We start from the raw sequence: 26,354 nt of genomic DNA, 5'->3' as shown, positions 1-26,354 counted from the left end.
CCGTCTCCGTACCTCCCGATGGCCGGCGTGCCCCTGCGCCGGTCGGGAGGAGCGTGGCGGATGGACCGCAGACGGATGACAGCCATCGGCGTACTGGTGGCGGCGGCCGGGTTGACGGCGGCGGTTACCGTACCGTCGTTCGCCGGTGAGGAACCCCGGCGGGCCGCGCCGGCGGCCGACGGCGTCGCCCCGGAGGTCCTGGACGCGATGGGCCGCGACCTCGCGCTGACCCGCGACCAGGCGGTGAAGCGGCTGCGGACCGAGCGGTGGGCGGCCGGCACCGTCACCCGGCTGCGCGGCGAACTCGGCGCCGGTTACGGCGGAAGCTGGCTCAGCGCGGACGGCGCCACGCTCACCGTGGCGGTGGCCGACCCGGCCGGCGAGGCGCGGGTACGGGCCGCGGGCGCGGTCCCGAAGCGGGTGGCCCGCGGCGTCGCCGAGCTGGACGCGGTGAAGAGCCGGCTGGACGCGGCGGGCGCCGACGCCAGCCCGGACGTGGCCGGCTGGTACGTCGACGTGGCAGACAACGCGGTGGTCGTGATCGCCCGGCCGGGCGCGGAGGCCGACGGCCGACGGCTCGCCGCCGCCGCCGGGTCGAAGGCCGCGATGGTCCGGGTGCGGACCGCCGACGAGGCCCCGCGCCCGCTGTTCGACGTGCGGGGCGGCGACGCCTACCTGATCAACAACGCGGGGCGCTGCTCGGTCGGCTTCTCAGTGGTCGGCGGGTTCGTCACCGCCGGGCACTGCGGCCGGCCGGGGGACCGCACCACCGGATCCAACCGGGTCGCCCAGGGCACGTTCGCCGCGTCCTCGTTCCCCGGTGACGACTGGGCGTTCGTGCGGGTGAACGCCGACTGGACGCCGCAGGGCGTGGTGACCGACTTCAACGGCGGCGGCACGGTGGCGGTGAACGGCTCCACCGAGGCGCCGGTGGGCGCGTCGATCTGCCGGTCCGGCTCCACCACCGGCACCCGCTGCGGCCTGATCCAGGCGAAGAACGCCACAGTCAACTACCCGGAGGGCACCGTCACCGGGCTGACCCGGACGAACGTCTGCGCCGAGCCGGGTGACTCCGGCGGCGCGTGGCTCTCCGGCGACCAGGCGCAGGGCGTCACGTCCGGCGGATCCGGTGACTGCACCCGGGGCGGCACCACGTTCTTCCAGCCGGTCAACGAGATCCTCCAGCGCAACAACCTGACGCTCGTCACCGCCGGCGACCAGCCCGCGCCCACGCAGCCGCCTGCGGGCGGCGGCGAGACCACCCCGCCCGTGACCGCCGAGCCCACCCCGCCGGCGGACGACACCGAGTGCTCCGGCCAGGTGAGCCGGACCGGCCGGATCGCCGCCGGACGGACCCAGGTCCAGCCGGACGGGCGCTTCTACCGGGTGCCCGACGGCACCCAGGAGGCGTGCCTGTCCGCGCCGGACGGCGCCCGGGTGGTGCTGGAGCTGCAACGCTTCACCGGCGGCGCGTTCCGCACCGTGGCCCGCGCGGCCACCGCCGACGGCACGGCCCGCCTGACCGCCGAGACCCAGGCCGGTGCGTACCGGTACCGCGTCGTCGGGTTGTCCGGCTCCGGCGAGTACACGCTGGCGTTCTCCGCCCGCTGACCGCCGCACCCAGACCGCGGCCCCCGATCACCACCGCCCGGTGATCGGGGGCCGCGCCTCGTCTGCGGCACTGTCGGTCGGTGCGGCTCAGGGCAGCGCGGCGACCGCTTCGGCGTACGCGGTGCCGGTGCGGACCGCGGCGGCCACCAGCACCGCGAGCTGCGCCGGGGCCACCCCGCAGGACAGGTCGGTGGAGATGCCCGCGGCCAGCACCAGCGTCCCGTCGCCGGGCTCGTGCACGTACGCGGCGGGCAGCAGCCGGTCGTGGTTCCAGGCGTTGCAGAACGCGTACGCCTCGGCGCGCCGACCGGCCGGCAGCCGCCGCTCCGCCACCACCCGGGCGTGCAGCACGTCGCCGTCTCGGCCGAGCAGGCGGAACTGGATCGTGGCCTCGCCCCACCGTCCGGCGAGCGTGCCGTCCGGCTCAGGCGTGTACGGCTCGCCCCGGGCGTCGAGCGCGGCGGCGAGCAGCGCCGCGTCCAGCGGGGCCGGTTCCTCCGGCCCGGGCAGCAGGGGTTCGGCCGGATCATCGGCGTCCGGCTCCTCGTCGAACTCGCTCTCGGCAGCCAGCGACACCGGCGCGGCGAGCGGCCGTTCGGCCAGCCAGGAGGCGATCCGGCCGGACTGGTGCCCGGTGCCGTTGCGGGCGTCGAAGCTGCCGGCGAGCGCCGTCGCCAGCGCCTGCAACTGCGTACCGAGCGTCGCCACGTCCACCTCGGCCGCCGGCCGGGAACCGTGCCCCGGGCGGTGGATGCGCCGCCCGCCCAGCCCGGCCTCGGCGGCCAGTCCGCACAGCAGCGCGCCCGCCGCGGCGAACTCCATCGCGGCCAGGTCGTCGGAGGGGCGGTCCAGCTCGGGCAGCTGCTCGGTGAGGATCTCCAGCCCACGATGCAGGTAGCCGCCCAGCGCGCAGAAGCGCAGATGTGCGGCGAGCAGCGGGAACGCCGTCTTCTCGCTGCGGTGCCGGCGGTACGCGCGCACGTGCGCCCGGGCCGCCCGCGTCACCGCGCCGGTACGCAGCCACGGCAGCAGCCCCACGGCGAGCGCCCGTTCCGGCTGGTCGGTGCAGGCCGTCGCGCCGGCGGCTGCCGCCTGCCGCTCGCCGCGCCGGGTCGGTACCGACTGCGGCTCGACCCAGCCGGCCAGCGCCGGTGCCAGCGCCGCCAGTGCCGCCTCCGGCTCGCCCCAGCCGGCCAGCAGGTCGGCCCGCCGCGCCGGGGCGCACCCCGCACAGCCACCCACCGGGTCGTTCGCGTCCGCCGCCGACCAGCGCTCGTACGCCCGCCGGGCGGCCGGCTCGTCGCCGAGGTGGTCGGCGAGCCGGCAGCGCAGCTCCGCCACCGGCGCGGCGTCCTCGCCCAGTTCCGCGGCGAGCGCGTCCAACAGGGACCGGGCCTGGTCCAGACCCACCCGGGGCGTGCCGAACGACGCCTCCACCGCCTGCCGCTGATGCCGGCGCAACCGGGTCAGCTCGTCCGGGCGGGCGTCCAGCAGCCCGGGTTGCCCGTCCAGCGTGGTCCGCATCCGCCGGACCGGCTCCACCGCCCGCCACCGCTCGCCCCGGTGCAGGTACGCCTCGACCAGCGCGAACCGTGCCGACAGGGCGGTACGCGGGTCGCCTGTGGCGTCCGCCCGCGACGCGATCCGCTCCAGCTCGGCGCAGCGCTCCGCGCCGTCGGGCCGGTCCCGGGCGTCGGCGAGCGCGGCGGCCAGCCCCCGGTCGCGTGCCGTGGTCACCGGAGCGTCCCGCCGGCCAGCTCGTCGACGGCGGCGGCGAGCTGGCACCCGGTGGTCACGCCACAGTCGACGAGCCGGTCGAGCTGGTGCGGCGTCACCCCGCGCTCCAGGTCGGTGGTGACCTCGCCGCACACCTGGGCCGACCCGTCGTCGGCGACGTGCACGTACGCCTTGGGCCAGAGCCGGTCGTGGTTCCACGTGTTGCAGAAGGCGTGCAGCTCGGGCACGCGTTCGATGCCGAAGTGGTCCGCGACGACTGTGCGTACCTGGAGCAGCTCACCGGCCACGCCCCGGCGGTGGAACCAGATCAGGTTCCGCTCCCAGCGGCCCACCAGCGCGCCGTCGGGTTCCTCGACCACCGCGTACCCCCGGTGGCCGAGGACGGCGGCGATCAGCTCGCCGGTCAGCGGGCGCAGTTCCTGCGGGTGTCCGGCCAGCGGACCGTCCGGACCGTCCTCGATCTCCGGCGACGCCATCGGGCATCCCTTCTGAGGCGAATAACACAAACGACGGTCCGACCCGTGCTGCGACGCGCGGACACGACCCGGAAAAGCGGCGATCCACCGGGTGCCGCCGTTACCGTGACTCTATGGCGGGCCGTACCTCTCAGGCGAGCCGGCGGCGCGGCGCGTCGCCGCGTGGCACCACGAACAACCGCGCCCGGCAACCGGCGAAGAAGGCGGCGGCGCGGAAACCGGCGCGTCGGCGCCCGGCTCCCGGGCCGAGCCCGGCCGCGTTCGTCGGTCGGGCCGTCGGTGCCGTCTGGATGGGACTTGCGCACACGGTCGGCTGGACGTTCCGGGCGGCCGGGCGGCAGGCCGCGTCCACCCGGGAGCTGGATCCGGAGCACCGCCGCGACGGCGCCGGGCTGCTGCTGTTCGGCCTGGCCATCCTCAGCGCGGTGGGCATCTGGGGCGGCGGCGCCGGGCCGGTGGGCCGGCACCTGGCCGACACCGTACGGCTGTTCATCGGCGCCATCTCGATAATCCTTCCGGTGCTGTTCATGGTCGGCGCGTGGCGGCTGATGCGGACCCCCGCCGACCCCGAGCACCGCGGTCGCGGCCTGGTCGGCTGGGGCTCGATGATGCTGGCGACCGCCGCGATGCTGCACATCGGGCAGAACCCGGTCGACGAGGTCCAGCGCGACTTCGCCGGCGGCCTGATCGGCGCGGGCGTGGGCGACCTGCTGAAGTCCGCGGTGACCGCCTGGGTGGCCATGCCGCTGCTGCTCCTGCTGCTGGTGTTCGGCCTGCTCGTGGTCACCGCGACGCCGATCAACAAGATCCCGGAGCGGCTCGGCCTGCGCGCCGACCCGGCCGGGGCGGACGCCGACGAGGAGTCCGCCGAGGACGAGGCGCCGGCGAAGCCCGCCCGCAAGCGGCCCGCGAAGCGGATGCCGCCGCCGCTGGAGCCGCTGGACCCGGACGACGAGCTGGCAGGCGTCGACCTCCAGGAGACGCTGGTGCTGCCGCGCAAGCCGCCGAAGGTGCCGGCGAACCGCAAGCCGGTCGAGCCGCCGGAGCACTCGCCGCTGCCCACCCGCGCCGAGCAGCTCGCGCTGACCGGGCTCGCCGGCGACTACACGCTGCCGCCGGCGAACCTGCTCGGCAGCGGCGCCAAGCCGAAGAGCCGCAGCAAGGCCAACGACGAGGTGATCGCGGCGCTCACAGGCGTCTTCGAGCAGTTCGACGTGGACGCCGCCGTCACCGGCTTCACCCGCGGCCCGACAGTCACCCGGTACGAGGTGGAGCTGGGCCCGGGCGTCAAGGTCGAGCGGATCACCCAGCTGTCCCGCAACATCGCGTACGCGGTGAAGTCGCCGGACGTCCGCATCCTCAGCCCGATCCCGGGCAAGAGCGCGGTCGGTGTGGAGATCCCGAACACCGACCCGGAGAACGTGTCGCTCGGCGACGTGCTGCGCTCCCGCGAGGCGACGAGCGACCACCACCCGATGGTGGTGGCGCTCGGCAAGGACATCGAGGGCGGCTACGTGGTGGCCAACCTCGCGAAGATGCCTCACATTCTCATTGCGGGAGCCACCGGCGCGGGCAAGTCGTCCTGCCTCAACTCGCTGCTGGTGTCCGTCCTGACCCGGGCCACGCCGGACGAGGTGCGGCTGCTGCTGATCGACCCGAAGCGGGTCGAGATGACCGGCTACGAGGGCATCCCGCACCTGGTCACGCCGATCGTGACCAACCCGAAGAAGGCGGCCGACTCGCTGGAGTGGGTCGTCCGCGAGATGGACATGCGCTACGACGACCTCGCCGCCAACGGGGTCCGGCACATCGACGACTTCAACCGCAAGGTGCGCAACGGCGAGATCAAGGCGCCGCCGGGCAGCGAGCGGGAGATGCGGCCGTACCCGTACCTGCTGGTGATCGTGGACGAGCTGGCCGACCTGATGATGGTCGCGCCGCGCGACGTGGAGGACTCCATCGTCCGGATCACCCAGCTCGCCCGGGCCGCCGGCATCCACCTGGTGCTCGCGACCCAGCGGCCCTCGGTCGACGTGGTCACCGGCCTGATCAAGGCTAACGTGCCGTCCCGGCTCGCGTTCGCCACGTCCTCGCTGGCCGACTCCCGGGTCATCCTGGACCAGCCGGGCGCGGAGAAGCTGCTCGGCCGTGGCGACGGCCTGTTCCTGCCGATGGGCGCGTCGAAGCCGCAGCGCATCCAGGGCGCCTGGGTCACCGAGCGCGAGATCGCCGACGTGGTGAAGTTCTGCAAGGACCAGCGCGAGCCGGAGTTCCGCCCGGACGTGCTCGCCCCGGCGCAGGACAGCAAGAAGAAGATCGACGAGGACATCGGCGACGACCTGGACCTGCTCGTGCAGGCCGTCGAGCTGGTGGTCACCTCGCAGTTCGGGTCGACCTCGATGCTCCAGCGCAAGCTGCGGGTCGGCTTCGCCAAGGCGGGCCGGCTGATGGACCTGATGGAGACCCGGGGCGTGGTCGGCCCGTCCGAGGGCTCCAAGGCCCGCGACGTGCTGGTCAAGCCGGACGAGCTGGAGGAGGTCCTGGCCGGCCTGCGTGGCGGCGAGGACTGACCCGTACACGCGAACGGGCCCGCCGGTCGTCCCGGCGGGCCCGTTCGCGGTTCGGCGGTCTCAGTTGGTGAGGACCACGTAGCTGATGATCATGCCGATCACGGCGCCGGCGACGCTCGCGGCAGCGGCGTACCAGCCCAGCGGCTTGTCACCGAGGACCGCGCCGACGATGCCGAGCACGAGGCCGACCAGGCCGAACAGCGGCGGCAGGATGAAGATCGCGATGGCCGCGAAGACGAACGCGATGATCGTGCAGATCCGGGCGGCGCTGCTGCGCGGACGGGCGGTGGCGTGGATGTCGGCCATGGTTTCCTCCGTGGGTGATCTCGCTACGTGTCGACGGGAGATCGGGTACCCCGGCCGCCGTACCGTCCAAACCGGAGGCGGCATCGATCAGGCGAACAGCTTCAGTCCGATCACACCGGCCACCACCAGCAGCAGGCAGGCCACGCGCGGCAGGTTGACCGGCTCGCCGAGCGCGAGCATGCCGACCAGCGCGGTACCCACGGCGCCGATGCCGACCCACACCGCGTAGCCGGTGCCGACCGGGATGTCGCGCAGCGCGTACGCCAGGCCGGCCATGCTGCCGACCAGGGTGACGGCGAAGACGGCGGAGGGGAGCGGACGGGTGAAGCCGGCGCTGCGGTCCAGCGCGATCGCCCACGCGGTCTCCAGGAGTCCGGAGATCACCAGCACGATCCAGGCCATGGGACATCACCTCTGACGGGCGGGCCCGGCGCGGAGCGGGCCGGGCGACGGTTAGGTCACGCGGGGCGTCTTGGCCTGACCGGGTACGCCCACCACTCGTCCGGGACGGCCCGCGGGCCGTCGTGGCCGACGGTAGCACCGGGCGGGCCGGGTCGGCGGCGGGGTGAGAAAGCCCACCATGAGTGGAGTTGACGTCAACTTCAGGTTGCACGATGGAACGCATGACCGTGCTCTTCTCCGACGACGACGTCGCGGCCGCCGTGGACGCCCCGCTCACCGTCGCGGCCATGCGCGACGCGCTGCTGGCCGCGCACGCCGGGCGGCTCATCGCCCCGCCCCGGGCGTCCGCGCCGCTGGGCGGGGGCCGGATGGTGCTCACCGCCGGGCACCTCACCGGGCAGTGGTACGGCTTCCGCTCGTACGACACGTTCGGCCACCCGGAGAGCGGTCAGCTCGTCGTGCTGCACGACGCGGCCACCGGCGCGGTACGCGCCATCGCCGTCGGCGAGGAACTCGGCTCCCGGCGTACCGGAGGACTCGGTGGCGTGGCGGTGGACGCCCTGGCCCGCGCGGACGCCGCCACGATCGGCGTGGTGGGGTCCGGCCGGCAGGCGTGGACCCAGGTCTGGGCCGCGGCGGCGGTCCGGCCGCTGCGCGAGGTGACGGTGTTCAGCCGCTCGGCGGCCCGGCGGGACGCGTTCGCCGCGCGGGTCCGCGCCGAGCTGGGTGTGCCGGCCCGCGCCGTCGGCTCGGCCGCCGCCGCGGTACGCGACCGCGACGTCGTGGTGCTCGCCACCACCAGCACCGTCCCGGTGCTCGACGCCGCCGACCTGGCCCCCGGCACCCACGTCAACACGGTTGGCTTCAAGCAGGTCGACAGGCACGAGTTCGGCCCCGACCTGCTCGACGCCGCCGACCTGCTGGTCACCGACTCACCCGGGCAGGCAGCCGCGTACGTCCCGCCGATGCTCGCCGCCGTCGAGCCGTACGCCGGGCGGCTGCGCGACCTGGGCGCGGTGCTGGCCGGCGCGGCTCCCGGCCGGACCACCGCGGACCAGATCTCGGTCTTCTGCTCCACCGGCCTGGCCGGCACGGAGGTGTTCCTCCTCGATCGGCTGGCCCGGGTGGCCGTGTCCGCGCGCTGACCCTGGCCGGACGGGTGCGCGGCGCACCGGAACCGGCCCGGTACCCTCGGATGGTGTCTGCCTCCTCCTCCACCCCGCGATCCGACGGGCGCCGCGTCGCCCTGCTGACCCTCGGCTGCGCCCGCAACGAGGTCGACTCGGAGGAGCTGGCCGCCCGGCTAAACGCCGACGGATGGCAGGTCACCACCGACGGCGAGGGCGCCGACGTGGTGGTGGTGAACACGTGCGGGTTCGTCGAGAAGGCCAAGCAGGACTCGATCCAGACGCTGCTGGCCGCCGCCGACACCGGCGCGAAGGTCGTCGCCGCCGGGTGCATGGCCGAGCGGTACGGCCGTGAGCTGGCCGACAGTCTCCCCGAGGCGCAGGCCGTGCTCAGCTTCGACGACTACCCGGACATCGCCGCCCGCCTCGACTCGGTGCTCGCCGGCGAGGCGATCGGCGCCCACACCCCCCGCGACCGGCGGGAACTGCTGCCGCTGACCCCGGTGAAGCGCCGCGACGCGGCGGTGTCGCTACCAGGGCACGGCACCCCGGCCCGGGTCGCACCGGAGACCGACGCGCACACCCCGGCCCACCTGCGGCAGGTGCTGCGGCACCGGCTCGACACCGGCCCGGTGGCCTCGCTGAAGCTCGCCAGCGGCTGCGACCGGCGGTGCGCGTTCTGCGCCATCCCTGCCTTCCGCGGCGCTTTCGTCTCGCGTACCCCGGACGAGCTGCTCGCCGAGGCCGAGTGGCTGGCCAAGACCGGCGTCCGCGAGCTGGTGCTGGTCAGCGAGAACTCCACCTCGTACGGCAAGGACCTGGGCGACCCCCGCGCGCTGGAGAAGCTGCTGCCGCAGCTCGCCGCGATCGACGGGATCGTGCGGGTCCGCGCCAGCTACCTCCAGCCGGCCGAGACCCGGCCCGGCCTGGTCGAGGTGATCGCCACCACGCCGGGCGTGGCCGCGTACTTCGACCTGTCGTTCCAGCACTCCAGTGAGCCGGTGCTGCGCCGGATGCGGCGCTTCGGCTCCACCGACCGGTTCCTGGAACTGCTCGCCTCCGCCCGCGCGCTGGCGCCGGACGCGGGCGCGCGCAGCAACTTCATCGTCGGCTTCCCCGGCGAGACGAAGCAGGACGTGGCCGAGCTGGTCCGGTTCCTGACCGAGGCGCGGCTGGACGCGATCGGCATGTTCGACTACAGCGACGAGGACGGCACCGAGGCCGCCGGCCTGACCGGCAAGGTCTCCGCCGCCACGATCAAGCGGCGGTACGACAAGCTCAGCGCGCTGGCCGACGAACTCTGCTCGCAGCGCGCCGAGGAACGCCTCGGCGCGACGGTGGAGGTGCTCGTGGACTCGACCGCCGACGGGGTGGTGGAGGGGCGGGCCGCCCACCAGGCGCCCGAGGTCGACGGCTCGACCACACTCGTCGCGCCCGTCGGCGGCGGCGTCGATCTGGCCGCGCTGCGCCCCGGTGACCTGGTCCGGGCCACGGTGACGGCGACCGAGGGCGTGGACCTGGTCGCCGTACCGGATGAGATGATCTCGGCGGCGCCCGGCGCGGTACGGTGACGGCGGGCCCTGATGGAGCGGGGAAGCCACGTGGGGCGATGCGGGACATGACGGGAGCGGAGTCGACGGCGGCTGCCCCCGTACCGCTGCTCAACGCGGCGAACCTGCTCACCGGCGCGCGCCTGGTACTGGTGCCGGTCTTCGTGGCCACCGTGATCGCCTCCGGCATGAGCAACGCGGGCTGGCGGACGGCCGCCTGCGTGATCTTCGTGGTGGCCTCCGCGACCGACCTGGTCGACGGCTGGATCGCCCGCCGGTACGAACTGGTCACCTCGCTCGGCAAGGTGGCCGACCCGATCGCCGACAAGGCGCTCACCGGCGCCGCCCTGGTGCTGCTCTCCTTCTACGACCGGCTGCCCTGGTGGGTGACCGTGGTGATCCTGGTCCGCGAGCTGGGCATCACCGGGCTGCGCTTCTGGGTGATCCGGCACGGGGTGATCGCCGCCAGTCGTGGTGGCAAGGTCAAGACCGCGCTGCAGATCCTGGCCATCACCTGGTATCTCTGGCCGATGCCGGAGGCGCTCGCCGCGATCGGACCGTGGATCATGGGGGCGGCCGTCGTGGTCACCGTGGTCACCGGGTTCGACTACATCGCCCAGGCGTTGCGACTGCGCCGCCCGGCCCGTTGAGCCGGTCGGCGGGTCAGTCGGTCCGGGCGGCGGGTCAGTCGGTCCGGGTCGAGGGTCCGTCGGCCCGGACGGCGGACGAGTAAGCCGGCGTGGGGCGGGAAATGGGGGCGGGCATGGACACCGACGCGAGTAACCAGCGGCCCGCCGGCAGCCCGGCGGCCGCCGTGGTGCACCGCCTGCACGAGTGCGGCGAGACGCTGGCCACCGTCGAGTCGCTGACCGGCGGCCTGCTCGCCGCCGCGATCGTGGAGATCGCCGGGGTCAGCTCGATCTACCGGGGCGGCATGGTGGTCTACGCCACCGAACTCAAGGCGACGCTCGCCGGCGTACCGGAGGACCTGCTGGCCGACCGCGGCCCGGTCGACCCGGACGTGGCGGCGGCGCTGGCCGAGGGCGGACGGCAGCGCTGCGGCGCCGACTGGGGCCTGGCCACCACCGGTGTGGCCGGTCCGGAGCCGCAGGGCGACAAGCCCGTCGGCCTGGTCTACGTGGCGGTCGCCGGGCCGGACGGCACCGAGGTGCGCCGGCTCGACCTCGACGGCGGCCGCGACCACATCCGCTCGGCTGCCGTGATCGAGGCGCTGCGGCTGCTCGCCGACCGCATCGAACTCCCCGCCGACACCGACGCCGCCGAGGCGGCGGGGGCGGGCCGCCGGTGAGCCCGCGCGGCGCCGACACGCCCGGCGGCGGGATCGCCGGACCTGTCGATCCGCCCGGATTTTCAGAGGCGGGGTGGGATGTCGTCGTGGCGACCAACGGGTACGGTTGCGGGAAGGCTCCGGCGGTCGCCGTCGGCGCCGGGGCGGTCCGCCGCGTCCGGCGCGACGTGTTCCGGCCGGAGATGGTGGTCCCGTTCAGGGGGAGGTGCGATGGTCCTGCTACGCCGGGTGATCGGTGACGCGCTGCGAGCACGCAGGCAAGGGCAGCACCGCACCCTCCGCGAGGTCTCCTCCGCCGCCAACGTCAGCCTCGGCTACCTCTCCGAGATCGAACGCGGCCAGAAGGAACCCTCCAGCGAGCTGCTGGCCGCGATCTGCGACGCGCTCGGCGCCCGCCTGTCCGAGCTGCTGCGCGAGGTGAGCGACACGGTCGCCCTGGCCGAGCAGATGCCCGGCGTGCTGGTGCCGGTGACCGACGAGCGGGTCGAGCCGGCCCCGGTGGGCCCGTCCGCCGTGCGCAAGGCCACCAACCGCGGTGTCCGGCAGGTCACCTCCGACGGCGGGGTCGCCGTCCAGGTCCGGCAGGACTCGCCGCTCAAGGCCACGCTGCGCAGCACCCGCGTACGCCCCGCCGAGCGGGATGTGGTCTGCGCCGCCTGACCCCGGCTGTCACGTCGTGGGCAGTGCTGGCGTTCGCGTCGTACTGTTGATCAGGAGCGTACGGGTGCCGGAGTGGCGTCCGGCTGGGACGATGTAGGCGCGACGCTACTGAGGGGACGAGGCGGAGATGGCGAACCCGTTCGTCAAGGGTTGGAAGTACCTGATGGCGCTCTTCGGCGCGAAGATCGACGAGCACGCCGATCCGAAGGTGCAGATCCAGCAGGCCGTCGAGGAGGCACAGCGCCAGCACCAGGCGCTGGTGCAGCAGGCGGCAGCGGTGATCGGCAACCAGCGCCAGCTGGAGATGAAGCTGTCCCGGCAGATGACCGAGGTGGAACAGCTCCAGGGCAACGCGCGGCAGGCGCTGGCGGTGGCCGACCAGGCGCGGGGCCGGGGCGACGAGGCCGAGGCCGGGCGCTACGAGCAGACCGCCCAGATGCTGGCCACCCAGCTGGTCTCCGCAGAGCAGGCGCTGGAAGACCTCAAGACGCTGCACGACCAGGCGCTCGGCGCGGCCGCACAGGCCCGCAAGGCGGTCGAGAACAACTCGATGATCCTCCAGCAGAAGCTGGCCGAGCGCACCAAGCTGCTCAGCCAGCTGGAGCAGGCCAAGATGCAGGAGAGCGTGGCCCGCTCGCTGGAGTCGATGTCGTCGCTCACCGCGCCCGCCAACACCCCCTCGCTGGACGAGGTCCGTGATCGGATCGAACGCCGCTACGCCACCGCGATGGGCCGGGCCGAGCTGGCCGGCAACTCGGTCGAGGGCCGGATGCTGGAGATCCAGAAGGCCACGCTCGACTCGGCCGGATCGGCGAGACTGGAGCAGATCCGGTCGAGCATGGCCGGCGAGCAGCTCGGCAGCCGGTCCGAGACCCCCGCCGTGGGGCAGCCGGCCGATCCGGCAGCCGCAGCCCGTCTCGACGAGATCCGGGCCAGCATGAGCCGGGAACGCGGCACCGGGGAGACCACGACCGGCTGACGGAGGGGCGGACACGATGGCGGACGAACGGGCCCGGCACTTCCGCAGGCTGCGCAGGCTACGCAACTCGGCGCGGCGGTGGAGCGTGCTGGCCGGAGGGCTCGGCGGCGCCGCCGCGGTGCTGACCCCGTACGCCGGACTGGGTCTGGCGGACGCGGCCTGGGCCGGCGCCGCGGGCAGCGCGATCGCGGTGGCCGCCTGGCGCTGGGTCGACCACCGGGCGCTGGCCGCCGTGCCGCCCCCGCCCGCCCTCGACCCGGCGGAGGCCGCCGCCCGCTCCCGCGCCCGGCTGGTCGCCGCCGTCGAGCGGCTGCCCGTCGGCCCGGGCGTCGTGGCCGAGGTACGCCGGGTCCGCTCCCGCCTCGCGCTGCGCGGCACCGCCGCGGCCGAGCCGTGGGCCCGGCTGGACCGGGCCGCGCTCACCCTGGCCGGGCTGGCCGGGCGCTTGACCGGGCTGGCCGAGCCGGCGGTCCGGGAGGCGGCCGAGGCCGACCGGTCACTGCGTGAGCTGGCGACCCGGGTGGCGAGCGTGGAACGCGCGGCGAAGCTGACCCCGCAGAGCACGCTGAACGAGGTGCACGCCACGCTGGTGGCCCAGTTGGAGGACGGGGTGGCCGCGTACGAGCGGCTGGTGGTGGCCGCCGCCGGTTACGTGGCCGAGGACGCCCGTCCGGACACCGAGCACCCGGCCGCCGCGCGGCTGACCGAGGCCACCGACCTGCTGCACGGCGTAGCCTCCGCCCTGGCCGAACTCCGCACCCCTCTCCGCGCCCCCTGACAGTTCCCCTCCCCGCCCCGCCCCTCCCGCCCCGGTCTCCCCGTTGATCAAGGAGTTTGTGTCCTCCCCGCAGCCGGATCCCGACACAAACCCCTTGATCACCGTCCAAGCGCGGCGCCCGACCAGCGCGATCGATCATGAGGTTGACGGCAGTTTCGATCTCCATTTCGGCCGTCAACTTCATGATCGCCGGGCTCCGGCACTCCGGGGCGGCGTTCCGCCCGGCACCCTGCCCTCTCGCGCCCCGGGCTTGCCGGTCCTCCCGCCATCCGCGCCACCCACCCCACCCACCCCACCCACCCCACCCGCGCCGCTCACTCCGGTGATCAAGGAGTTTGTGTCCTGATGCGCGCCTGATCCGGACACAAACTCCTTGATCACGGGGGAGGGAGGGGGCGGTGGCGGGCCGACCCACGGGCTCGATCATGAAGTTGGCGGTGGTGTTGATCTCTGAAACTGCCGCTAAGTTCATGATCAACGGGGAGGGAAGGGGGCGCGGGGAGAGGGGGCGGGGTCAGGTGGGGGTTGTGGTTCGGGCTGGGGGGGTCCAGGGGGACGTGCCCACGACGTTTGTCGCTCGTACCCGGTAGTGGTAGGTCATGCCTCGGGCCAGGCCGGTGTTGGTGAAGCCTCGGCCGGTCACGTGGAACGTCGCCGGTTCACGGGTGAAGGCGGCGTCGGTGGCGCGCTGCACGACGAAACCGGCGCCCGGTCCGGCCGGCGTCGGCGCCGACCAGGTCACCGTCACGCTGGCGGTGTCCGGCCCGGACACGCTCGCGGTGACGCTCACGCCGGTGGGCGCGACCGGCCGGGCCGGCGTGGTCACGGTGGCCACAGTCGACCAGGGCGAGGCGGCGCCCAGGTACGTCGTGCGTACCCGGTAGTAGTACGTGGTGTCCGGCGCGACGGCCGGGTCCACGTGGGACTCGCCCACGGCGATGGCCGTGGTGCCCGGACCGCTGGTGAACGTCGGGTTCGTGGCCCGCTGCACGTCCACGCCTGTGGCGAAGGAGTGGTTGGCCCAGCGCAGCGCCACCCGCAGCGGCCCGGTCGGCGGCAGCACCGCTGTCACCCGGGTCGGCGCGGACAGGTGCACCGCCGCCGGTACGGCGTTGGACCAGGATGAGCAGCTCACCGCGTTCTCGGCACGGATCCGGTAGTGGTAGGTGACGCCGGGGGTGACTGTGGCGTCGGTGTACCGGGTGGCGGTGGCGGCCACCGTGATCTCGGTCAGTCCGGTGGTGAAGGTGCTGTCGGTGGCGCGTTGCAGCCGGTGGCTGGTGGGTACGGGCCGGCTGCCGTTGCCGGTCCAGGTCAGCGCGATGGCGGGGAGCGCGGTGGCGCTGCCGGGTGCCGGGGTGGCGGTGAGGCCGGTCGGCGCCTTGGGTGCCACGCGCACCACCAGCGGCCGGCTCATGCCCTGGTCGCGGAGTCCGGCCGAGCGGGTCTGCCAGCGGTACTCCCAGCCGAGGTTGACCAGCTGGTTGACCACGACCGCGGGGCGGCCGTCGACCGGGCTGACCGGACCGGCGTCCAGCCGTGCGCCGGCCGGGCGGGTCGGGTCGAGCAGCCGTACGCTGTCGCCGATCTTGAACGGCAGGGCTGGTGGGACGGGACGCAGCGCCACCACGACGTCCTCCCGGGGGTTGACCCGGACGGTGTCCTTCCAGCCCAGCTCGCCCGGGTCGGGCGGGCGGACCGTGCCGTCCCAGCCGACCCGGTTGACGAGCTGTACGTCGCAGCCCTCGATGTGGACGGCATGGGTGCGCGGGGCGTCGCCGACGATCCGCCAGAGCTGGGTGCCGTCGCCGGGTGCGCCGACCGCGACCGCCGGGTCGGTGGCGTGCAGGACCTCGGTGGCCGGGTCGGCCGGTCCCAGCGGCAGGGTGGCCGGGGCGAGCGGTCCGGCGACCGGGTGGCCGACGCCGAGGCGTCCCACGGCGCGGCCGTGCCGGGCCTCGAACACCTGCCCGACCGACTTCACGGCCAGCGGCAACGTGACCGGGGCGGTCGCGCCCGCCGGGGTGAACGTGACCGAGGTGGCCCGCGCGGCGACGAGCGTCGGGCGCGGGGTGGAGGTGCCGATCGCGGTGTCGTAAGCGGGTTGCGGCACGATCGGCGGCGGCTGGCTGCGGGCGTACGCCCCGGGTAGCCGCTCGGCGAGCCGCCGGGTGTCGTACGGCTGCGCGGGGGTGCCGGTGACCCGGATCTGGAGCAGCGTGCGGGTGTTCGGGCCGTACCCGGGGCGGGTCGGCGGCAGACCACCGGCGGCGGTCCGGTCGGGCGCGCCGGTGTGGTGGTCGTAGCGGGTGTCGAACCGGGGCAGCGGCGCGGGGCAGTCGTTGTAGAGGATGAGCGTGCTGCCCGGCGGCACTGTGGAGAAGTCCACCACCACGTCGGCCCGTTCGCCGGGGGCGAGCAGCAGCGCGTGCCCGTCCACGTTGAGCACTGTCGGGTCCTGCCTGTCGTACCGGTAGTCCACCGGCCGGTTGGTCAGCACCACAGGGGCGGGGAGCAGGCCGCCCTCGTTGCCGATCTGGATCATCTCGGGTCCGGCGGCGGCCGGGTCGGGCACGCCGCCGTCGCGTCCGTCCGCGGGCCAGTACGCGGGCCGGCCGGGCGCGCGTACCGCCTCGACCATCGGCACCTCACCGGCGTCCGGGTCGGCCGGGCTGCCGTCCTCGGCCCACATCGGCGCGTCGGAGGCGGCCCGGTAGAGCTGGAGGTTGAGCGCGCGGTCCGCGCAGGCGTTGAGGATCCGGAACCGGTACGCCCGCGGCGCGACCTCCAGGTACGGGTATGCGACGCCGTTGACGAGCGGAGTGTCGCCGTACGCGTCGGGGACCGCCGACGGGTGCGGCACGCCCGGTACCAGCGGCGGCTCGTCCGGGTCGGTGTCGGGGTCGTGGTGCGGGTTCGGCACCGGGGCGACCCACGGGCTGGCGCCGCCGTCCGGGTCGTGGGTCCACGGTCCGTAGTCCCAGCGCCCGGTCGGGTTGGTGCCGGTGAGCCGGTACGGGTTCTGCCGCGGCTGGTAGACGTGCGGGTGCCACAGGCTGCCCTTGGCGCCCCAGCGGTCCCGGTCCCAGGTGGGGTCCTGGGCGGCGAGCTGCGCGTCGTCGGGTACGAACGTCTTGTCCTCGATCACCAGCGGGAGTTGGTCGGCGGGCAGCACGCCGTCGTCGACGAGCCGTTCCTCGGCCGGGTCGGTGAGCAGGTAGAGCGCGATCTGCCCGGAGTAGACGGTGAGCCGGGACAGGCCGAGCGTGTTGTCGTGCAGCCACATGAGCCGGCCGCTCTGGCCGTTCGGGAAGTACAGCGTGGTGGCGCCCGCGCCGGGCGGCGGCATGTCCGGCACCGGCGTCACACCCACACCCGTCGGGTACGGGGTGATCTCGCCGGCCGGGGTCAACCACTGCCACGGGTTGCCGGCGCTGATCCACCCGGTCTGCGCGCCGGACAGGTGCGGTACGGCGCGGTTCTGCGGGTACGGGGCGGGACCGTCGAGCGGCCCGGCACCCGCGCCGTCGACCGTCTCGTCCACGGGCAGGAACAGCTCCCCGGCCCGTCCGGTGGGGAGCTGGTTGATGAACTTGATCCGCACCGGGCGGCCCCGCCGGGCCACGATCATCGGGCCGAGGTGCCAGGGGCGGTCGGGCGGGCCGACAGTGTTGTGCCCGGAGGCGTCGGTGCCCAGGTTGAGCTGGCGGTAGCCGCGCAGCCGGGTGGCGGGCAGGTCGCGGTGCAGGCGCTGCGCGTACTCCTGGAGGCCGATCTCGTAGTAGTCGCAGCCCGGCCAGGTGATGGTGTCCGGGACGGCGACGGGCAGGCGGGCGCCGAGCCCGGCGGTGGCCGGCTGCCCGGGGAGCGGCAGCGGGTCGACGAACTTGCGGATGCCGGTGCCGGGTACCGGGCGGCCGTCCGGGTCGAGCGTGGGCAGCGGGCTGGCGGCGGTGTTGGGCACCGGGCCGAACAGGCGCGGGACGGCGGCCGGGTCCAGGCTCGCAGGCGCCGGGCCGCCGCCGGGTTCCTCGTCACTGCCGCGAGCGGCCGGAACGGCGGGCGCGACGGAACCGGGCGGCGTCGGGTCACCGGTGGGCGCGGTCTCCTCGGCGATGGCGACGACGGCGGCGCGGTCCGGGCGTCCGGGCCGGCTGCGGCGGAACAGCACCATGGCTCTCCCCGGGGTCGGGGCGCGCCGGCCGACACCCCGGCGTGGCGGGCGTACGCGCTGCTGACGATCCGTGAGCGGTCCACCGCAGCATGCGACGTCACAGGGGTGAGGCGGAAGTACCCAATCGTCCCTATCTCGGCCGATCTTGGGCGTTTCGTGGAAGTTCCACGGCGGGTTGGCAGGCCGGACACCAGTAGGTGACCCGTTCGCCCAGTTCCTCCTTGCGGATGGCCGTCCCGCAGCGGCGGCACGGCTGCGCCCGCCTGCCGTAGACGTAGCTGGTGCCGCCCCGGTGCAGCACTCCTGTGGTGCTCTGCGTCCAGCGGCCCCGGTTGGCCGCGAGCAGCCGCTGGGCCAGCGCGACGGTGCCGGTCAGGTCCGGCACCGCGCCCACCGGCGTCCACGGCGACACGCCGCGCAGGAACAGCACCTCACACTTGTAGAGGTTGCCCACCCCGGCCAGGTTGCGCTGGTCGAGCAGCGCCTCACCGATGGTGCGGTCCGGGTCGGCCGCGAGCCGGCGGACCGCCTCGTCGGCGTCCCAGTCCGGGCCGAGCAGGTCCGGGCCGAGGTGGCCGACGAGCGACTCCTCCTCGGCGGTCGGCACCAGCGCCAGCTCGTGCAGGTGGTAGCCGACGGCGACAGCGGCGGGGGAGCGCAGCACCACCCGGATCAGGTGCGCGGGCCGTCCGCTCCAGCGCTCACCCGGGGCGTACGCCCGCCAGGCGCCGTCCATCCGCAGATGCGAGTGCAGCGTCCACGGCTCGGCGTCGGTGCGGGTGAGGCGCAGCAGCAGGTGTTTGCCCCGGCTGGCCGACTCGCGCACGGTCCAGCCGGTCAGGTCGGTGGTGGCGAGTTGCGGCACGCGGAAGTCGGACCCGGTGAGCCGGGCCCCGGCGAGCGCGCGTTGCAGGACGCGTGCGGTGTTCCAGACGGTGTCGCCTTCGGGCACCCGACCATTGTCCCCCGGCCGAGCAGAATTCGCATGTGTCGCTATTTGTACTGAGGTTCCACTTGATCTGCGGAAACGCAACGATCAGGGGGTTCTGAGGAGAATGCTGATGGCACCTTCACGACGTCGTACCGTCGTCGCCCTGACCGCCCTGCTCACCGTGGCCGCCGGACTGCCCGGCACGCCCGCGTCGGCCGCGCCCCCGCCCACCGCCGTACCGGCCCGCGCCGCCGCGCCCGGCCCCGAACGCTGGTCCGTCGACCTCGCCGTCGCCGGAGGCGACGACGTCAACGTCGCCTGGCGGTCCGGCCGCCTGCGGCTCGCCGACCCCCGGCCCAACGCCCGCACCCGCCCGGCCGCCGTCGGCGGACCGGTCGCCGAGGGCATCCTGCTGTCCGCGCCGCGCACCCTGGACCGGCCCGCGACCCGGGTACGCGCACAGTTCGCCGCCCGCACCGGCGACGGGGGTACGGCGGTGGCACAGGTACGCGGATGGCGTGGCCGAGGCTGGACCGAGTGGCGCGACGCCACCGAGGCGGTGTTCGACGCACCGGTCAGCCGGGTGCAGGCGCGCGTCGTGATGACCACCAGCGGCAGCGCGTCGGAGGCCACCGTCACCGGCCTGACCCTGGCCGCCGACAAGGTCGCCACCACGGCGGTCCAGCCGGCCGCCGCGCTCAAGTACCGGGTGTACGCGACCCGGATCGGCCTGGTCGGCGGCATCACCGCCAATGGGCACACGGTGCGTACCCGGGACCACTTCGCGGCGCTGCCCACCCGGCGCGGCCTGTCCCCGCGCAACACCGGCGACTACACCGTCAAGGTCTGCACGACGAACGGCAGCCGCTGCGAGTACGCCCCGGTGTGGGACGTCGGCCCGTGGAACACCCGCGACGACTGGTGGAACCCGGCGTCCATCAGGGAGAACTGGAAGGACCTGCCGCGCGGGCTGCCCGAGGCGCAGGCGGCGTACCAGAACGGCTACAACGGCGGGCGCGACCAGTTCGGCCGTACCGTCCGCAACCCGGCCGGGCTGGACCTGGCCGACGGGACGTTCTGGGACGGGCTGCGGCTCACCGACAACGCCTGGGTGGACGTGACGCTGCTGTGGACCGGCGGCGGGGCGCGGGCGGTGGTCGGTTCCGGGCCGCTGAACCTGCGCGCCGGGGCGAGCACCTCGTACGCGAGCCGGGGCCTGGCCGCCACGTACGCCCACGTGCCGGTGCAGTGCTACGTGACAGGGCAGCGGATCGCCGGCACGTACCGCACGACGACGAGGTGGTACCGCCTCGTGGGCGGCAACTACGTCAGCCACGCGTACCTGTCCTCGATCTACGGCGGCACAGTCCCCCGCTGCTGACGCCCCCGTCCCCGCCCGTCCCCGCCCGTCCCCGCTCTCCTCCGCGATCTTGCAGTTTCGGCCCTGCCCCGGGGGCATTCGCCCCGTTATGCCGGGGCACCAAGTGCAAGATCGCGGGGGAGACGGGTGATGGTGACCAGGGCGCCTGGGGTGGCCCGGAGGATGTCGGCGGCTCGGCCGGTGTTCACCGCTATCGCGACCTGGGCGGCGGAGTCGACGTAGACCACCAGGGCGCCGGGTTCCGCGTCGCCGAAGGTACGGCCGTGGACCGCCTCGTGGCCGTTCACCAGCACCCGGGACGGCAGGCCGTCGAGCAGCGTGCCCGGCGCGGCGAGCTGGACGTTGCCGAAGTGGTCGACGGTCAGCACCTCCGCGCTGAAGCCGCCGGGCTCGGTGCGTACCACCGGTTCCGGCAGCCGGACCAGCGTGCCCGGGTCCACTGCCGGCCCGGCCTCGGCCGGCGGCGCGCCGAGCGCCAGCCGGGCGGCCACCGGCGCGAACACGTCCCGCCCGTGGAACGTGCGGGACACGACCGGGCCGAGCCAGTCCGGGTTGGTCAGTTCCACCACCTCGGTCACTCCGCCGAGCGCCTCCGCGGCCGGGACCAGCAGCCCGTTGTCCGGCCCGACCAGCAGCCCGCCGGGCGCGGCGAGCGCGATCCCGCGCCGCGTCGTGCCGACACCCGGGTCGACCACCGCCACGTGCACGCCCCACGGCAGGTACGGCACCGTCTGTGCGAGTACCGCCGCGCCCCGGCGTACGTCGGCCGCCGGGATCAGGTGCGTCACGTCGATCACCCGCACGGCCGGGGCGAGCCGGGCCAGCACGCCGTGGCACGCCGCCACGAACCCGTCGGCCAGGCCGTAGTCGGTGGTCAGCGAGACACACCGCGGGATGCCGTTCACTCGTCGCCCGCCCTGGTGACCTGCCGCGCCAGGCGCAGCTCGTGGACCACCACGATCGGTCCGCCCCCACTCCCGCTCGTGCAGCGCCGTCAGCGCGGCACGGTCCTCGTCGCGCGCCTGGCGTACCCGGATCGAGGCCACCGGCCCACCCTACGTGCCCGCTCCCCGTAACGCCGGCGGTCAGCCGCGCAGACGCAGCCCGCGCGGGGTGGCGCGGAAACCGGCGGCGGTCAGCGCGTCGCGCAGCGGGGACGCGTGCACGGCCTCGCCGTCGGCGCGTTCCACCGAGATCGCGCCGAGCGCACCGGAGTGCACCGCGTCGGCGAGCGCCTTGCCGGCCGCGGCGAGCGTGTCGGTGTCGTCGGTGAACGACAGGATCGTCCGGCCGCCCCGCTCCACGTAGAGCACCAGGTCGCCGCCGACGAGCACGACAAGCGCGCCCGCCTTGCGCCCGGCCCGGTGGCCGGTGGCCGGTGCCGCGCCGTCGCCGGAGTCGACCACGCGCTCCGGCCAGGGCAGCGCCGCGCCGTACGGGTTCGCCGGGTCGGTGGCCGCGAGCACGACTGTCGGACCGCCCCGGCCCTGGGTGCCGTCGGCGAGCGCGCGGATGCGGTCCACCGCGCCGGGCACCGCGAACTGCGCCGCGCCGAGCCCTTCGACGAAGTAGCCGCGCCGGGCCGCCCCGCGTTCCTCCATCGCGGACAGCACCGGGTAGACCCCGGCGAAGCCGCCGGTGACCTGCTCGGCCACGACCGCGCCCCGGGTCACCACGCCGTGCCGCTCCAGCAGCAGGTCGGCGAGGGCGGCGGCGCGGCGGGTGGGGTCGAGGTCGCGGTCGGGCAGCCGGGACCAGCGACCGGCCATCGTGGGCGGACCGCCCCGGCTGGGCAGCGCCACCCGGCCCGGACGGCGGTAGCGGGTGCGCGGCGCCGACGGCCGGGACCGGTGTGCCCCACCGGCGCCGAGCGCGGCGCGCAGCGGCGCGAGCGTGTCGTTGGTGAGGTGACCGGCCCACACCAGATCCCACACCGCGCCCGACAGCGCGGCGTCGTCTGTGGCGCCGACCCGGTCGGACAGCGAGCGGAAGAACAGCGCCTGCCCGTCGGCGAGCGCGTCGAGCACCGACTCGTGCAGCGGGGTCAGCGTCAGTGCCTCCTCCGGCGGCGGGAGCAGCAGCGGCGCCACGTCGGCGTACGCGAGCGTCACCCACCCGTCGCCGCCGGAGATCGCGCCCGCGCCGGCCCACACCACCTCGCCGCCGGCGCACAGCTCGTCGAGCTGGGCGGGGGAGTAGTCGGCGACCCGGGCCGGGAGCACCAGGCGTTCCAGCGCGGACGCGGGCACGCTCACGCCCTGCAACTGCTCGACGGCAGCGGCGACCGCCTCGACGCCCCGGGCCGACGAGCCGACCTGCTGCCAGCGGGGCAGGAACGCGGCGAGCGCGCGCGGCGGCACCGGCTCGATCTCCCGGCGCAGGGCCGCGAGCGAGCGACGGCGCAGCATGCGCAGCACCTCCGCGTCGCACCACTGGGTGCCCACCGTGTCCGGGGCGAACTCCCCGGAGACCACCCGGCCGCCCGAGGCGAGCCGTCGCAGCGCCTGCTCCACCACGAACACGCCGAGCCCGAACCGGGCCGCGCAGGTGGCGGCCGCGAACGGGCCGTGCGTGCGGGCGTACCGGGCGACCAGGTCGGCGAGCGGATCGGCCACCGGCGCGAGGTACGCCTCCGCCACCCCGACGGGCAGCGCCACCCCGAGCGCGTCACGCAGCCGGGCGGCGTCCTCGACGACCACCCAGCGGTCCTCGCCGGCGATGCGGACCCGCAGCACCCGCCGGGCCGCCGCCAGCTCGTCGGTCCACGACTCCGGCACTCCCCGTTCGGCCAGCTCGGCGCTGCTCAGGTCACCGACCACGCGCAGCAGCTCGACCACGTCCTCCGGGTCGCGGGGACGTCGCTGCTCGGTGAGCCAGCGCAGTTGGCGTGCCGTCTCGGTGAGCACCTCCGGGTCGAGCAGCTCCCGCAGGTCGACCCGGCCGAGCAGCTCGCCGAGCAGCCCGGAGTCGAGCGCCAGCGCGGCGGCCCGCCGCTCGGCCAGCGGGGCGTCGCCCTCGTAGAGGAACGCGCCGACGTACCCGAACAGCAGCGACCTCGCGAACGGCGACGGGCGTTCGGACTCCACCTCGACCAGGCGTACCTTGCGGGCGGCCAGGTCGCGCATCAGCTCGCCGAGGGCGGGCTGGTCGAAGACGTCCTGGAGGCACTCGCGGGCGGCTTCCAGCGTGACCGGGAAGTCGGCGTACTCGCGGGCCACGTCGAGCAGTTGCGCGGCGCGCTGGCGTTGCTGCCACAGCGGCTGCCGCCGCCGGGGGTCACGCCGGGGCAGCAGCAGCGACCGGGCCGCGCACTCGCGGAACCGGGACGCGAACAGCGCCGACGTGCCCACCGACTCCTCGACGAGCTGGGCGATCTCGTCCGGCTCGAACACGACCACGTCGGCGCCGGGCGGCGTCTCCGCGGTGTCCGGCAGGCGCACCACGATGCCGTCGTCGGAGGGCATGACCTGGGCGTCCACGCCGTACCGCTCGGCCAGCCGGCGACCGATCGCCAGCGCCCACGGCCCGTTGACCCGCGCGCCGAGCACCGAGTGCACGGCGAGCCGCCAGTCACCCAGCTCGTCGCGGAACCGTTCGACCACCACCGTCCGGTCGTCCGGCAGCGACCGGGTGGCCGCCTTCTGCTCGCGCAGGTAGTTCATCAGGTTGCCGGCGGCCCAGTCGTCGAGCCCGCCGGCCCGCAGCGCCGCCACCGCGTCGGCGTCGGACTGCCGCAGCAGCGCCCGGACCCGGGCGCCGATCGCCCGCCCCAGCTCGACCGGGCGGCCGAGCTGGTCGCCCTTCCAGAACGGCATCCGGGCCGCCTGCCCGGGTGCGGGGGAGACGAGCACCCGGTCGGGGGTGATCTCCTCGATCCGCCAGGAGGACGAGCCGAGCAGGAACACGTCACCCACCCGGGACTCGTAGACCATCTCCTCGTCCAGCTCACCGACCCGCGCGGCCCGCTCGGCGCCGGCCAGGAACACGCCGAACAGGCCCCGGTCGGGGATGGTGCCGCCGCTGGTCACGGCGAGCCGCTGGGCGCCGGGCCGGCCGGTCAGGACGTCGGTGGCGCGGTCCCAGACCAGGCGGGGCCGCAGCTCGGCGAACGCGGTGGACGGATAACGCCCGGAGAGCATGTCGAGCACCGCGTGCAGCGCCGAGTCGGGCAGCTCCGCGAACGGCGCCGCCCGCCGGACCAGCACCGCCAGGTCGCCGAGCCGCCACGGCTCCAGCGCCACCATCGCCACGATCTGCTGGGCCAGCACGTCCAGCGGGTTGCGCGGGTAGTGCAGCTCCTCGATCGCCCCGGCGCCCATCCGCTCGGCCACCACAGTGCAGGAGAGCAGGTCGCCCCGGTGCTTGGGGAAGACGACGCCGCGCGAGACCGCGCCGACCTGGTGCCCGGCCCGGCCGACCCGTTGCAGCCCGGCCGCCACGCTCGGCGGCGCCTCGATCTGCACCACCAGGTCGACAGCGCCCATGTCGATGCCCAGCTCCAGGCTGGACGTGGCGACCACGGCGGGCAGCCGGCCGGACTTGAGCGCCTCCTCGATCTGCTTGCGCTCCTCCCGGGACACGCTGCCGTGGTGCGCCCGCGCGATCACCGCCGGCGCCCCGGCCGCCGCGCCGGACTGCGCCATCACCTCCGCCGGCTGCCGAGGCGCACGCACCGGCCCGGCGCCGTCGCCGGCCGGCGGGCCGTCGCCGGCCAGCAGATCGGATACGCGCACCGGCTCCCCGCCCCGGGCCACGCGGCTGCCCTCCGGGGCGGACGCCGCCTCGACCTCGTCGGCGGCCAGCTCGTTGAGGCGGGCGCAGAGGCGTTCGGCGCTGCGCCGGGAGTTGGTGAACACGATCGTGGACCGGTGCGCGCGGATCAGCGCGAACACGCGTTCCTCGACCGCCGGCCAGATCGAGGGGCGGCGGGGCGCGAGGCCGCCCAGGTCGTCCTCGGGTGGCTCCTGCTCGTCGAGGCGCGTCATGTCCTCCACCGGAACCTGGACGCTGACCTCGATGGTCTTGTTCGCCGGCGGCTGCACCACGTCGACCGGGCGTGCGCCGCCGAGGAAGCGGGCGCACACGTCGATCGGCCGGACGGTGGCGGACAGTCCGATCCGTTGCGCGGGCCGCTCCAGCAGCGCGTCGAGCCGTTCCAGGGACAGCGCCAGGTGCGCGCCGCGCTTGGTGCCGGCGACCGCGTGCACCTCGTCCACGATCACCGTGTCGACGCCGCGCAGCGAGTCGCGGGCGGCGGAGGTGAGCAGCAGGAACAGCGACTCGGGTGTGGTGATGAGGATGTCCGGCGGGGTGCGGGCGAAGGCGCGGCGCTCGTCGGCCGGGGTGTCGCCGGTCCGCATGCCGACGGTGACGTCCGGCGGGACCAGGCCGAGCCGGGAGGCGGCCTGGCGGATGCCGGTGAGCGGGGCGCGCAGGTTGCGTTCCACGTCGACGGCGAGTGCCTTGAGCGGGCTGACGTAGAGCACCCGGCAGCGGCGCCGGGGATCGGCCGGCGGCGGCTCCTTGGCGAGCCGGTCGAGCGACCAGAGGAACGCCGCGAGCGTCTTGCCGGAGCCGGTCGGCGCGACGACGAGCGCGTTGCGGGCGGCGGCCACCGAGCGCCAGGCGCCCTCCTGGGCCGGGGTGGGCGCGGCGAAGGCCGCGGTGAACCACTCCCGGGTCGCCGCGCCGAACTCCGCCAGCACCCCGTCTGACCCGTCTGACCCGCCTGACCCGCCCGACCCGCCTGACGGGGTCACCTCGTCCGCCACGCTCCCATCCTGCCGCGCGGGTGTGACATCCGGCCCGCCGCCGGACCGTTCCGTCCCGCCCGCAGCAGCCCAAGAATGGAATGGGCGATTATTCCGTTAAGTCTTACTTAACTGCTTGCTTGTGGGCTGCAACATAAAGTAACTTCACTCGCGATGCGGCGTGGGGTGGAGGCGTGGATGACCGTCGAGGAACGAGGCCTGGGCTCCGGAACCGACGTGCTCATCCGCAAGGTCGACAGTCGACTGGCCGCGCTCCGCGCCGCGCTGCACGGTCCCGATCTGGAGCTGGCCGAGGAGCTGGCCGCGCGGCTGCGCGAGATGATCCTCGCGACCGCCCGGTCGAGTGCCGCCGACCGCGCCCGGGTCCGGGCCGCTGTGCACTACTTCGTCCAGCGCCGGGAGAGCCGGGACGCCCGGCTGCCGCTGCGCTCCCTGGTCGCCGCCCAGCGCGCGGTAGACCGCGCCGCCCGCCAGCTGGCCACCCCCAACGCCACCCCCTGACAGTGATGATGTGGGAGCGGGTCACCCGGCCGGTCTGACTCACCCTCTGACTGACCTTGGGTGTCTTCTAGGGGATTCGTCGGCTTGTCCG

At 74.9% G+C, this 26,354-nt stretch carries 19 protein-coding genes and 1 riboswitch; of the genes, 11 read left to right on the top strand and 8 right to left on the bottom strand.

Annotated features, from left to right (window positions below):
- Positions 1-60: 60 nt before the first annotated feature.
- Positions 61-1,611, top strand: coding sequence for a S1 family peptidase (locus FB455_RS10280; protein ID WP_013284691.1), 1,551 nt, complete (start codon positions 61-63; stop codon positions 1,609-1,611).
- 87 nt (positions 1,612-1,698) lie between these two features.
- Here FB455_RS10280 and FB455_RS10275 read toward each other — a convergent pair whose 3' ends face one another.
- Together FB455_RS10275 and FB455_RS10270 are read right to left on the bottom strand one after the other, a co-directional pair.
- Entirely contained in the window at positions 1,699-3,348 is a 1,650-nt protein-coding gene (locus FB455_RS10275) for a type III secretion system chaperone family protein (protein WP_145753088.1), read from the bottom strand.
- Entirely contained in the window at positions 3,345-3,824 is a 480-nt protein-coding gene (locus FB455_RS10270) for a type III secretion system chaperone family protein (protein ID WP_013284693.1), read from the bottom strand. Before FB455_RS10270 ends, FB455_RS10275 begins: the two co-directional genes overlap by 4 nt.
- Positions 3,825-3,937: 113 nt before the next feature.
- Here FB455_RS10270 and FB455_RS10265 point away from each other — a divergent pair, with 113 nt between their 5' ends.
- Positions 3,938-6,394: an FtsK/SpoIIIE family DNA translocase gene (locus tag FB455_RS10265; RefSeq protein WP_013284694.1), complete on the top strand. Its 2,457-nt coding sequence runs from the start codon at positions 3,938-3,940 to the stop codon at positions 6,392-6,394.
- A 60-nt stretch (positions 6,395-6,454) separates the two neighbouring features.
- On the opposite strand, the gene FB455_RS10260 is transcribed toward FB455_RS10265, so the two are convergent.
- Both FB455_RS10260 and FB455_RS10255 read right to left on the bottom strand, forming a co-directional pair.
- The gene (locus FB455_RS10260) at positions 6,455-6,700 is read right to left on the bottom strand and encodes a hypothetical protein (RefSeq protein WP_013284695.1); all 246 of its coding nucleotides are present in this window, start codon (positions 6,698-6,700) and stop codon (positions 6,455-6,457) included.
- An 87-nt stretch (positions 6,701-6,787) separates the two neighbouring features.
- Complete coding sequence (locus tag FB455_RS10255) at positions 6,788-7,102, bottom strand: DMT family transporter (protein WP_013284696.1); 315 nt, start codon at positions 7,100-7,102, stop codon at positions 6,788-6,790.
- Between the two features lie 59 nt (positions 7,103-7,161).
- Positions 7,162-7,227, bottom strand: a riboswitch (guanidine-III (ykkC-III) riboswitch).
- Between the two features lie 96 nt (positions 7,228-7,323).
- Here FB455_RS10255 and FB455_RS10250 point away from each other — a divergent pair.
- The 7 genes from FB455_RS10250 (at position 7,324) to pspM (ending at position 13,505) form a co-directional block, all read left to right on the top strand.
- Entirely contained in the window at positions 7,324-8,247 is a 924-nt protein-coding gene (locus FB455_RS10250; protein WP_030269818.1) for an ornithine cyclodeaminase family protein, read from the top strand.
- 50 nt (positions 8,248-8,297) lie between these two features.
- Entirely contained in the window at positions 8,298-9,800 is a 1,503-nt protein-coding gene (gene rimO / locus FB455_RS10245; RefSeq protein ID WP_013284698.1) for a 30S ribosomal protein S12 methylthiotransferase RimO, read from the top strand.
- A 47-nt stretch (positions 9,801-9,847) separates the two neighbouring features.
- Positions 9,848-10,429 carry a CDP-diacylglycerol--glycerol-3-phosphate 3-phosphatidyltransferase gene (pgsA, locus tag FB455_RS10240; RefSeq protein WP_030269816.1) on the top strand — a complete coding sequence of 194 codons (582 nt, stop codon included), beginning with the start codon at positions 9,848-9,850 and terminating at the stop codon, positions 10,427-10,429.
- A gap of 113 nt (positions 10,430-10,542) precedes the next feature.
- On the top strand, positions 10,543-11,088 hold the full coding sequence (locus FB455_RS10235; RefSeq protein WP_085985938.1) for a CinA family protein: 546 nt from the start codon (positions 10,543-10,545) through the stop codon (positions 11,086-11,088).
- A 210-nt stretch (positions 11,089-11,298) separates the two neighbouring features.
- Positions 11,299-11,748, top strand: coding sequence for a helix-turn-helix domain-containing protein (locus tag FB455_RS10230; RefSeq protein WP_013284701.1), 450 nt, complete (start codon positions 11,299-11,301; stop codon positions 11,746-11,748).
- 127 nt (positions 11,749-11,875) lie between these two features.
- Complete coding sequence (locus FB455_RS10225) at positions 11,876-12,727, top strand: PspA/IM30 family protein (RefSeq protein ID WP_013284702.1); 852 nt, start codon at positions 11,876-11,878, stop codon at positions 12,725-12,727.
- Between the two features lie 16 nt (positions 12,728-12,743).
- Positions 12,744-13,505, top strand: coding sequence for a phage shock envelope stress response protein PspM (gene pspM / locus FB455_RS10220; RefSeq protein ID WP_145753086.1), 762 nt, complete (start codon positions 12,744-12,746; stop codon positions 13,503-13,505).
- A 514-nt stretch (positions 13,506-14,019) separates the two neighbouring features.
- Here pspM and FB455_RS10215 read toward each other — a convergent pair.
- Entirely contained in the window at positions 14,020-17,679 is a 3,660-nt protein-coding gene (locus FB455_RS10215) for a fibronectin type III domain-containing protein (RefSeq protein ID WP_145753084.1), read from the bottom strand.
- Positions 17,680-17,809: 130 nt separating this feature from the next.
- Complete coding sequence (locus FB455_RS10210) at positions 17,810-18,631, bottom strand: DNA-formamidopyrimidine glycosylase family protein (protein ID WP_071096306.1); 822 nt, start codon at positions 18,629-18,631, stop codon at positions 17,810-17,812.
- 109 nt (positions 18,632-18,740) lie between these two features.
- Here FB455_RS10210 and FB455_RS10205 point away from each other — a divergent pair, with 109 nt between their 5' ends.
- Positions 18,741-19,991 (top strand): hypothetical protein, encoded by a 1,251-nt coding sequence (locus tag FB455_RS10205; protein ID WP_013474459.1) that lies wholly within the window; start codon positions 18,741-18,743, stop codon positions 19,989-19,991.
- Positions 19,992-20,077: 86 nt separating this feature from the next.
- Here FB455_RS10205 and FB455_RS10200 read toward each other — a convergent pair whose 3' ends face one another.
- Positions 20,078-20,896 (bottom strand): SAM-dependent chlorinase/fluorinase, encoded by an 819-nt coding sequence (locus FB455_RS10200; protein WP_145753082.1) that lies wholly within the window; start codon positions 20,894-20,896, stop codon positions 20,078-20,080.
- 180 nt (positions 20,897-21,076) lie between these two features.
- Positions 21,077-25,750 carry an ATP-dependent helicase gene (locus tag FB455_RS10195; protein ID WP_486481524.1) on the bottom strand — a complete coding sequence of 1,558 codons (4,674 nt, stop codon included), beginning with the start codon at positions 25,748-25,750 and terminating at the stop codon, positions 21,077-21,079.
- Positions 25,751-25,939: 189 nt separating this feature from the next.
- On the opposite strand from FB455_RS10195, the gene FB455_RS10190 reads away from it, so the two are divergent.
- Positions 25,940-26,263: a hypothetical protein gene (locus tag FB455_RS10190; protein WP_013284710.1), complete on the top strand. Its 324-nt coding sequence runs from the start codon at positions 25,940-25,942 to the stop codon at positions 26,261-26,263.
- The last annotated feature ends 91 nt before the right edge of the window (positions 26,264-26,354 follow it).

The sequence above is a fragment of the Micromonospora sp. CNZ296 genome (genome assembly GCF_007827635.1).
Note: the sequence above shows the minus strand (reverse complement) of the source record. Positions and strands in the feature narration are given on the sequence as shown.